The sequence below is a fragment of the Streptomyces sp. NPDC058864 genome (assembly GCF_042742985.1).
Lineage (GTDB): Bacteria > Actinomycetota > Actinomycetes > Streptomycetales > Streptomycetaceae > Actinacidiphila.
This window is the reverse complement of sequence record NZ_JBHYMQ010000037.1, coordinates 66218-75565: the sequence shown is the minus strand read 5'-3', so window position 1 is coordinate 75565 and position 9348 is coordinate 66218. Positions and strand designations below refer to the sequence as shown.

9 protein-coding genes are annotated in these 9348 nt (G+C 72.6%); all 9 read right to left on the bottom strand.

The annotated features are described in order from the left end of the window. Positions 1-157 precede the first annotated feature (157 nt). Positions 158-451, bottom strand: a complete 294-nt coding sequence (locus tag ACFW3D_RS25625) for a hypothetical protein (RefSeq protein WP_500507464.1) — start codon at positions 449-451, stop codon at positions 158-160. A gap of 88 nt (positions 452-539) precedes the next feature. After that, positions 540-1763: a PP2C family protein-serine/threonine phosphatase gene (locus tag ACFW3D_RS25620; protein WP_500507461.1), complete on the bottom strand. Its 1224-nt coding sequence runs from the start codon at positions 1761-1763 to the stop codon at positions 540-542. 217 nt (positions 1764-1980) lie between these two features. Further along, a complete protein-coding gene (gene pheT / locus ACFW3D_RS25615) occupies positions 1981-4485 on the bottom strand; it encodes a phenylalanine--tRNA ligase subunit beta (RefSeq protein WP_500507459.1) in 2505 nt (834 codons plus the stop codon). Beyond that, on the bottom strand, positions 4485-5618 hold the full coding sequence (gene pheS / locus ACFW3D_RS25610; RefSeq protein WP_500507457.1) for a phenylalanine--tRNA ligase subunit alpha: 1134 nt from the start codon (positions 5616-5618) through the stop codon (positions 4485-4487). Before pheS ends, pheT begins: the two co-directional genes overlap by 1 nt. Before the next feature lie 135 nt (positions 5619-5753). Further along, a complete protein-coding gene (locus ACFW3D_RS25605; RefSeq protein ID WP_500507455.1) occupies positions 5754-6878 on the bottom strand; it encodes a sensor histidine kinase in 1125 nt (374 codons plus the stop codon). A gap of 45 nt (positions 6879-6923) precedes the next feature. Then, on the bottom strand, positions 6924-7757 hold the full coding sequence (locus ACFW3D_RS25600; RefSeq protein WP_500507476.1) for a TrmH family RNA methyltransferase: 834 nt from the start codon (positions 7755-7757) through the stop codon (positions 6924-6926). 108 nt (positions 7758-7865) lie between these two features. After that, the gene (gene rplT, locus ACFW3D_RS25595) at positions 7866-8249 is read right to left on the bottom strand and encodes a 50S ribosomal protein L20 (protein WP_018564305.1); all 384 of its coding nucleotides are present in this window, start codon (positions 8247-8249) and stop codon (positions 7866-7868) included. Between the two features lie 100 nt (positions 8250-8349). Next, on the bottom strand, positions 8350-8544 hold the full coding sequence (rpmI, locus tag ACFW3D_RS25590; protein WP_018564306.1) for a 50S ribosomal protein L35: 195 nt from the start codon (positions 8542-8544) through the stop codon (positions 8350-8352). A 118-nt stretch (positions 8545-8662) separates the two neighbouring features. Beyond that, entirely contained in the window at positions 8663-9343 is a 681-nt protein-coding gene (gene infC / locus ACFW3D_RS25585) for a translation initiation factor IF-3 (RefSeq protein ID WP_500507474.1), read from the bottom strand. Between the last annotated feature and the right edge of the window lie 5 nt (positions 9344-9348).

The following is a 9348-nucleotide window of genomic DNA, read 5'->3' as shown; positions in this document are numbered from 1 at the left end:
ACCCGGCAAATCCGCGAGCGCTGAGGACGTGCGCCGGCGCGCCACCGACCCAGGCACACGATGCGAGACCCGCACTGACCGACCGGGGCCACGGGAGGGCGGCGGGGAAAAACCCCACCCGCAACCACGAACAACACCCGCACACGGGGACGCGCGCTCAGCCGACCCCGTCGGGATCCGGCAGCAGCACCACCCGGTGCGCCCCCGCATCCACCGCCACCACGCTGTCGCACGCCGCGACGACCGTGATCCCCGCCGCCGCGACCCGCCGCAGCTCGCTCCACGCGCCGCGGCTGATGACGGTCGTCGTGACGGAAGGACCCCGGCTCCAGGGTGCGTTGTTGAGGGCGAGCTGCAGCGCGGACCGCTGCGGCCCGGGCGGCCCGACCACGGCGATCAGCTCTCCCGTGGGCGTGGACAGATCGGCTCCGGTGACGGTGGGGGTTGCCATGCCTGCCCCTCTCCTCGTTCTGGCCGGTATACGAGCAATGGGTGTTTCGCTCGGGGACCGACCCAGGTTTACCAAGGATCGGGCGGGATCAAGGGCGCGGCACTCCGGGAACACCCGTTGCGGTACGGGCGGCACCCGCCTGCGCACCCGCCTGCGCGGGAACGCGAGGGGCGTCCCGGTGGAGCACGAGCAGCGCCATGTCGTCGGTGAGCCGCCCCCGCGTGTGCCGCAGGAACGAGGCCCGGACCGCGTCGACCAGGACGCGGGCGGACAACGCGCCGCCGGGGGCGGCCGTCCGGGCGGCCCCTTCGAGGACCGACGGCAGGGGGAAGAACTCCCCTGCGGTGTCCCGGGCGTCCGTCACCCCGTCGGTGTGCAGGAACAGCGCCTGGCCGGGCAGGAGTTCCCCGCAGGCGACGGCCTTCGCCTCGGGACCGGGGTCGAACAGGCCGAGCGGCGGGAACGGTTCGCCTGCCTCCAGCGGACGCGCGCTCGGCTGCCCGTCGCCGTCGGGGCGGTCGGGGCGGTCGGCGTCGTCGGCGTCGTCGGGGCAGACCCGGTAGGGCTGCGGATGCCCGCAGTTGATGACCTGGACGCCGCAGTCCTCGTCCAGTTCGAGCAGCATCAGGGTCACGAACTCCTCGGCCGCGTGCGGACGCCCTCGCAGGTGCCGGTGGAGCGCGCGGTCCAGGCGGCGCAGCACACCACCGAGTTCCGGCTCGTCGTGCGCGGCCTCGCGGAAGCTGCCGAGCAGCGCTGCGACGGTGCCGACGGCCTCGAGGCCGTGGCCGCGTACGTCACCGATGACCGCGCGCACCCCGTGGGGCGTGGCGAGCACCTCGTACAGGTCGCCGCCGACGCGGGCGCCGCGGCTGGCCGAGAGGTGGTCGCCGGCGACCGCGAGGCCGCCCACGTGCTGCGGCAGCGGGGGCAGCAGCACCTGCTGGGTGGCGGCGGCGATCTCCCGGGTGCGGTCGAGCTCGGCGGCGAGCCGCGCCTTGCGGTCGACGAGCCGGAAGCAGAGGGCCAGGACGGCGAGGACGGCCACCTCGGTGCCCAGCCGCTGCCCGGTGTCGGGCACCGCGACGGCCGCCACGGCGAGCCCGCCGCTGAGCAGGACGCAGCGGCGGCGTCCCGTGCCGGCGCAGGCGATCACGGGGGCCGCCACCGCGGCGGGCGCCCACTGGACGCCCCCGGGGACCGCGTACACCAGGCCCAGCACCGCGGCCACCCACAGACCGGGCAGCGCCAGGATCGCCAGCCCCCGCGCCCTGCCGCCGCTCCGGCGGCGTACCGCCCTGGGTCGGATCATGCCTCGGGGCTCCCCCTGAAGCCGTTGACGCGGCCGGCGACGACACAGCCCCCGCGTCGAGTGGGCCCTGGTTCCGAACGATTGTGGCGACTCGGCGCGACGAACCGGATACCCAGCGGAACCATTTCACCCGATCGGACTACGTGACCGGCGGGAACGCAGGTGGGGCGCCCCCGGCGGACGGGGGGCGCCCCACAGGAACGCGACGTCGCGGGCGTCAGGCGCCGCGCAGGACCGCTCCCGTGCGCTCCGCCGCGGCGGCGACGGCCGCGTCACGGGCCGCGGAGGCCTCCTCGGCGGTGAGAGTACGGTCCGGCGCGCGGAAGCGCAGGCTGTAGGCCAGCGACTTCCTGCCCGAGCCGAGCTGCTCGCCGGTGAAGATGTCGAACAGCCGCAGCGATTCGAGCAGTTCACCGGCGCCGGAGCGCAGGGCGCCCTCCACCTCGGCGGCCGGGACGGAGGTGTCGACGACCAGGGCGACGTCCTGGGTGGCCACCGGGAAGGTGGACACCCGGGGCGCGACGACCGGGCCGCTCGAGGCACGCTCCAGGCGGTCGAGGTCGATCTCCATGGCGGAGGTGCGCTCCGGCAGGTGCAGCGCCTTGGTCACCCGGGGGTGCAGCTCGCCGGCGTTGCCGACCAGCACCTCCTCGCCGTCGACGACCGCGAGGAGCGCGGCGCAGCGGCCGGGGTGGAAGGGGGCCTGCTGGTCCTGGCGGACGATCAGCTCGACCCCGGCCTCACCGGCGACGATCCGCCCGGCCTCGACGGCGTCGGCCCACTGCGTGGGACGGCCCTGGCCCCACCAGCCGGCCTGCTCGCGGGCGCCGGCCAGGACGACCGCGACGCGCCGGGGCTGCCGCGGGAGGGCGGCGTCGAGCGCGGCGATCTCGGCGTCGGTCGGACGCCGGTCGACGGGCAGCCGCGGCGGCGCGGGCTCCTCGCCGCTGGGGCGGAAGACCAGGCCGGTCTCGAAGAGCGCGAGGTCGTGCGCGCCGCGCCCGACGTTGCGGCGCAGGGCGCCGAGCAGGCCGGGGAGCATGGTCGTGCGGAGCGCGGGCTCCTCGTCCGACAGCGGGTTGGCCAGCTTGACGGTGATGCGGCGCGGGTCGTCCGCGTCGAGGCCGAGCTGGTCGAAGACGGCCTCGCCGAGGAACGGGTAGTTCTGCACCTCGACGTAGCCGGCCCCGGCGAGCGCCCGGCCGACCCGGCGGCGCAGCTTCTGCGACTCGGTCAGACCGCGGCCGGAGGGCAGGTTCGGCAGGGTGGAGGGCAGGTTCTCGTAGCCCTCCAGCCGGATGACCTCCTCGGCGAGGTCGTTGGGGTCGCGCAGGTCGGGCCGCCACGACGGCACGGTGACGATCAGCTCGTCGGCGCCGTAGACGTCGCAGCCGACCTGCTGGAGCCGGCGGACCACGGTCTCGCGCCCGTACGCCATGCCCGCCACCTTGTCGGGGTGGTCGGCGGGGATGGTGATGGTGTGCGGCGCGGAGGGCGCGATGACCTCGGTGACGCCCGCCTCGGCGGTGCCGCCCGCGAGCAGCACCAGCAGGTCTACGGTGCGCTGCGCGGCGGCGGCCGCTGCCTGCGGGTCCACGCCGCGCTCGAAGCGCTTGGACGCCTCGGAGGACAGCTTGTGGCGGCGCGCGGTGCGGGCGATGGCGACCGGGTCGAAGTGGGCGGCCTCGATGACGACGTCGGTCGTCGAGGCGCCGGTGTCGTCGATCTCGGTGTTGGCGCCGCCCATGACACCGGCCAGGCCGATCGGCCCGCGGTTGTCGGTGATCACCAGGTCCTCGGGGTCGAGGACGCGGACCTGGCCGTCGAGCGTGGTCAGCTTCTCGCCCGGCTGTGCCCGGCGGACGCCGATGGCGCCCTCGATGCGGTGCCGGTCGTAGGCGTGCAGGGGCTGGCCCAGCTCCAGCATCACGTAGTTGGTGATGTCCACGGCGAGCGAGATCGGGCGCATGCCGGCCTTCTGCAGCCTGCGCTGCAGCCAGATCGGCGAGCCGGCCTCCGGGTCCAGGCCGGTGACCGTACGTGCGGTGAAGCGGTCGCAGCCGACCGGGTCGGAGACCTTCACCTCGTAGCCGTAGGAGTTCGGGCCGGGCACGTCGAGCAGCGCCGGGTCGCGCAGCGGCAGACCGTAGGCGATGGCCGCCTCGCGGGCGACGCCGCGCATCGACAGGCAGTAGCCGCGGTCGGGGGTGACCGCGATGTCCAGCACCTCGTCGACGAGCTCCAGCAGCTCGACGGCGTCGGTGCCGGCCTCGTGCTCCGGCGGCAGCACGATGATGCCGTGCGAGCCGTCGTCGCCCATGCCCAGCTCGGCGCCCGAGCAGATCATGCCGTGCGAGGTGCGGCCGTAGGTCTTGCGCGCGGCGATCTCGAAGTTCCCGGGCAGCACACCGCCGGGGAGGACGACCACGACCTTGTCGCCGACGGCGAAGTTGTTCGCGCCGCAGACGATCTCCTGGGGCTCGCCGGTGCCGTTGGCGGTGCCGACGTCGACGGTGCAGAAGCGGATCGGCTTCTTGAACCCGGTCAGCTCCTCGATGGTGAGCACCTTGCCGACCACCAGGGGGCCCTTGAGCCCGGCGCCGAGCTGCTCGACGGTCTCGACCTCGAGACCGGCGGAAATGAGCTTGGCCTGGACGTCGCGGCCGGACTCGCCGGCGGGCAGGTCGACGTACTCCCGCAGCCAAGAAAGCGGGACCCGCATCAGATCTCCATCCCGAACGGAAGGGTGAAGCGCACGTCACCCTCGACGATGTCTCGCATGTCCTCGACGTTGTGACGGAACATCAGCATGCGCTCGATGCCGAAGCCGAAGGCGAAGCCGCTGTACTTCTCCGGGTCGACGCCGCAGGCGGTGAGCACCCGGGGGTTGACCATGCCGCAGCCGCCGAGCTCGATCCAGCCCTCGCTGCCGCAGGTGCGGCAGGGACGGTCCGGGTTGCCGACGGACTCGCCGCGGCAGACGTAGCAGACCATGTCCATCTCGGCGGACGGCTCGGTGAAGGGGAAGTAGTTCGGGCGGAGCCGGGTGGTGATGTCCGCGCCGAAGAGCGACTGGACCATGTGGTCCAGGGTGCCCTTGAGGTCCGCCATGGTCAGGCCCTCGTCGACGGCGAGCAGCTCGACCTGGCTGAAGACGGGGGTGTGCGTGGCGTCCAGCTCGTCCGAGCGGTAGACCCGGCCGGGGCAGATCACGTAGACCGGCGGCTCGCGGTCGAGCAGGGAGCGGATCTGCACCGGGGAGGTGTGCGTGCGCAGCACGACACCGCTCTCCTCGGGGCCGGAGCCGGCCGGCTTGTCGCCCTCGACGAAGAAGGTGTCCTGCATGGTGCGGGCCGGGTGGTCCGCCCAGATGTTGAGGGCGTCGAAGTTGAACCACTCCGCCTCGACCTCGGGGCCTTCGGCCACCTCGTAGCCCATGGCCACGAAGACGTCCTCGATGCGCTCGGAGAGCGTGGTCAGCGGGTGCCGGGCGCCGCGCGGGACACGGTCGTAGGGCAGGGTGACGTCCACCGCCTCCTCGACCAGCACGCGCTCGTCGCGCTCGCTCTCCAGCACCTCCTGCCGGGCCTTGAGCGCCTGGTTGACCGCGCCGCGGGCCTGGCCGACGCGCTTGCCCGCGTCCGCCTTGGCGTGCGGCGGCAGTGCGCCGATCTCGCGGTTGGCGAGGGCGAGCGGCGAGCGGTCCCCGGTGTGGGCCACCTTGACCTCGCGCAGCGCGTCGAGGTCGGCGGCCTCGGCGATCGCGGCGAGCGCCTCGTCGCGCCGGCGCTCGATCTCTTCCGGTTTCAGTGCCTCGACCTCGACAGGGTCGTACGACTTGTTCGGTGCCGACATTTCTTCCCGTTCCGATGTGGGTGGTGGCGTGGCCGACCTGCCTGCCCGACCGCTGAATGCCAAGGGTCGAGTCTATCGGGGCCACGGGGAAAGGCTGGTCACGCCCGTCGGGGCCGGTGGATCACCACGCGATGCTCAGGCCGTGAAGGCCGGCGCCCCGACGGGCAGGATAAATCGGAACTGGGCGCCCTTGCCGGGCGCGCGACCCACCGTGATCGTGCCGCCGTGGGCCTCGACGATGCCCTTGACGATGTAGAGCCCCAGGCCCGTGCCACCGCGTTTGCTGCCCCGCCAGAAGCGGGTGAAGACGCGGTTCATGGATTCCTCCGGGATGCCGGGTCCCTCGTCGCTCACGGTCACTGCCGTTCCGGACCATCCGCGTTCGCGCGGCGACGACGAGGGTGCCAGGTCAATGGTGACAGTTCCCTCGCCGTGGCGCACGGCGTTTTCCAGCAGGTTCCCCAGGATCTGGTCGACCTTGTCGGGGTCGGCCCACAGCGACGGCAGCGCCCCCGCGACCCGGACGGCGAAGCGGTCCGCGGGTTGTCCGGCGGCGACGAGGGCGTCCACGTGGCGTCGCACCGCCGCGGCGATGTCGACCGGCTGCCGCCGCACCTCCAGGCGGCCGGAGTCGATGCGGGAGATGTCGAGCAGCTCGGCGATCAGCCGGGTGACGCGGTTGGCGTCGGCGTGCACGGTCTCCAGCATGAGCTTCTTCTGGTCCTCGGTGAAGCGTTCCCACTTCGCCAGCAGGGTGGCGGTGAAGCCCTTGACGGAGGTGAGCGGGGAGCGCAGCTCGTGCGCGACGGTGGCGATCAGCTCGGCGTGGCTGCGTTCGGTGCGCCTACGCGCCTCGGTGCCGCGCAGCGCGACGACCAGCCGGCGCACCGGGCCGGTGGGGTGGTCGCGGACGTACCTGGCGGAGACCAGCACCTCGCGGCCGCCGGGGAGGAGCAGGTTGCGCTCGGGCTGCCCGGTGCGGGTGGCCAGGCCCTCGTACGGGTCGGTCAGCTGCCACCAGCGGCGTCCGTCCAGGTCCTCCAGGGGCAGCGCCTGCGCGATGGGGCGGCCGAGGACGTCGGCGGGGTCCAGCGCGGTGATCCGCGCGGCGGCGGCGTTGAAGCAGAGCACGAGCCCGTGCTCGTCGGCGACGACGAGGCCGTCCGGGAGTTCGTCGGGTGTGATCCCGAGACCGGTCAGGACAGCCGGCCAGCCCTCCGGCGCGCGCGGAGGCGTGCCGCCGTTCGTCCTGACGTCCATCCCCGTAACCCCCTCTCCAGGGCGGTCCCCGAGGGCGTCACATTACTAGCTCATTGTTACCGTGCGGCACCCTCCGGCAGCACGCTGCGCGCGCGCGGAGGCGTAGAGGCACACGGCGGCGGCCGTGGCGAGGTTGAGGCTCTCGGCGCGGCCGTGGATGGGGACGCGCACCACCTCGTCCGCGAGTGCGCGGGTCTCCTCCGGCAGGCCCCAGGCCTCGTTGCCGAAGATCCAGGCGGTGGGGCCGCCCATCGTGCCCTCGTCCAGCTCGGCGTCGAGGTCGCGCTCCCCCGCGCCGTCGGCGGCGAGCAGCCGCACGCCGGCCCCGCGCAGGCCGTCCACGACGGTCTCCATGGGGACGCCGACGGCGACCGGAAGGTGGAAGAGGCTGCCGACGGAGGCACGTACGGCCTTGGGGTTGTACAGGTCGACGGAGGCGTCGGTGAGGACGACCGCCTCCGCACCGGCGGCGTCCGCGCAGCGCAGCACGGTGCCGGCGTTGCCGGGGTCGCGCACGTGGGCCAGGACGGCGACGAGCTTCGGCCGGGCGCGCAGCACCTCCTCGAACGGGGTGTCCAGGAAGCGGCACAGGCCGATGATCCCCTGCGGGGTGACGGTGTCCGACATCTCCACGACGACCTCGTCGGTCGCGGTCAGCACGGGCACCCGGGCGGCGTGCGCCGCGGCGACGATCCCCTCGTGCCGGGCGGCGGCCTCGGGAGTGACGTAGACCTCGACCAGGTGGGCCATGGCCTCGCGCACGGCCTGCGGCCCCTCGGCGAGGAAGCGCCGCTCCTTGCCGCGGAAGCTGCGCTTGGCCAGGCGCCGCGCGGCGACGACGCGGGGGGATTGCAGGGAGGTCAGCTCGGGGCCGTGCATGGGGGGTGCACTCACTTCGGTCGGGGTCCGGCCGGAGGCGCGGCGCGGCGCTCCGGAACACAGCACGGACCCGCAGGCGCAGGGCCTGCGGGTCCGGAGGAGCGTGGGTCAGGCCGCCTTGGGGGCGTTGACGTCGCTCGGCAGGGCCTTCTGGGCCACCTCGACCAGCGCGGCGAACGCGTTGGCGTCGTTCACGGCCAGCTCGGCGAGGATCTTGCGGTCCACCTCGACGTTGGCGGCCTTCAGACCCTGGATGAAGCGGTTGTAGGTGATGCCGTTGGCGCGGGCAGCGGCGTTGATGCGCTGGATCCACAGCTGACGGAAGTCGCCCTTGCGCTTCTTGCGGTCGTTGTAGTTGTAGACGAGGGAGTGGGTGACCTGCTCCTTCGCCTTGCGGTACAGGCGGGACCGCTGGCCGCGGTAACCGCTGGCCTGCTCGAGGATCGCCCGGCGCTTCTTCTGGGCGTTGACTGCCCGCTTGACGCGTGCCACTAGATAACTCCTTCTAAGGGACCGTGGGGGTGCTCACACGGCCCGAAAACGAATGGGTCCCGGTCCAGCATCGCGCCCCCTGGTGGAAGGGGGCGTGCCGTCACTTGCCGAGAAGCTTCTTGATCTTCTTGGCGTCGGGCTTGGCCAGGACGACAGTGCCGGTGAGGGCACGGGTCTTCGTCGACGGCTTGTGCTCAAGCAGGTGGCGCTTGCCGGCGCGCTCGCGGATCACCTTGCCGGAACCGGTGATCTTGAATCGCTTGCTCGCACCGCTGTGGGTCTTGTTCTTCGGCATGCGCCGTAGTCTCCTCGTCGCTGGCCCTCCCGTCCGCCCGGGGGCGGACGGAGAGCGTCAGTCCTTCATTGCGTCACCCGGAGGGAACTCCGGGTCCTGGCAACGCCGTCAGACGGCGTCAGCTGGCGTCGGCGGGAGCGTCCTGCTCGTGCTCGAGCTGCTGCTCCTGCTCCTGCTCGTCGGGGTCCTTCGGCAGGCGACCGGCCTTGCGGGCGGCCTGCGCCTCGCGGGCCTCGGCCATCGCCTCGGTCTTCTTCTTGTGCGGACCGAGGACCATGATCATGTTGCGGCCGTCCTGCTTCGGCGAGGACTCCACGAAGCCCAGGTCCTGGACGTCGTCGGCGAGCCGCTGCAGCAGTCGGAAGCCCAGTTCCGGGCGCGACTGCTCACGACCGCGGAACATGATCGTGATCTTGACCTTGTCGCCCTGCTTGAGGAACCGGACGACATGACCCTTCTTGGTGTCATAGTCGTGCGGGTCGATCTTCGGCCGGAGCTTCATCTCCTTGATGACCGTGTGCGCCTGGTTCTTGCGCGCCTCACGGGCCTTCATGGCCGACTCGTACTTGAACTTGCCGTAGTCCATGAGCTTGCAGACCGGCGGACGTGCGGTCGCCGCCACCTCGACCAGGTCGAGGTCGTACTCCTGCGCAAGCTCCAGTGCCTTGGCAAGCGGCACGATGCCGACCTGCTCGCCACTGGGACCGACGAGTCGCACCTCGGGGACGCGAATCCGGTCGTTGATGCGGGGCTCGGCGCTGATGGGGCCTCCTCGGTAGCACCACGCGACTGCCTGGATTGACA

Bases quoted from the DNA above. Each gene is read 5' to 3' on its own strand.
- ACFW3D_RS25625 (WP_500507464.1), bottom strand. From the start codon at position 451: ATGGCAACCCCCACCGTCACCGGAGCCGATCTGTCCACGCCCACGGGA.
- pheT (WP_500507459.1), bottom strand. From the start codon at position 4,485: ATGCGGGTCCCGCTTTCTTGGCTGCGGGAGTACGTCGACCTGCCCGCC.
- rpmI (WP_018564306.1), bottom strand. From the start codon at position 8,544: ATGCCGAAGAACAAGACCCACAGCGGTGCGAGCAAGCGATTCAAGATC.
- ACFW3D_RS25620 (WP_500507461.1), bottom strand. From the start codon at position 1,763: ATGATCCGACCCAGGGCGGTACGCCGCCGGAGCGGCGGCAGGGCGCGG.
- ACFW3D_RS25605 (WP_500507455.1), bottom strand. From the start codon at position 6,878: ATGGACGTCAGGACGAACGGCGGCACGCCTCCGCGCGCGCCGGAGGGC.
- pheS (WP_500507457.1), bottom strand. From the start codon at position 5,618: ATGTCGGCACCGAACAAGTCGTACGACCCTGTCGAGGTCGAGGCACTG.
- ACFW3D_RS25600 (WP_500507476.1), bottom strand. From the start codon at position 7,757: ATGCACGGCCCCGAGCTGACCTCCCTGCAATCCCCCCGCGTCGTCGCC.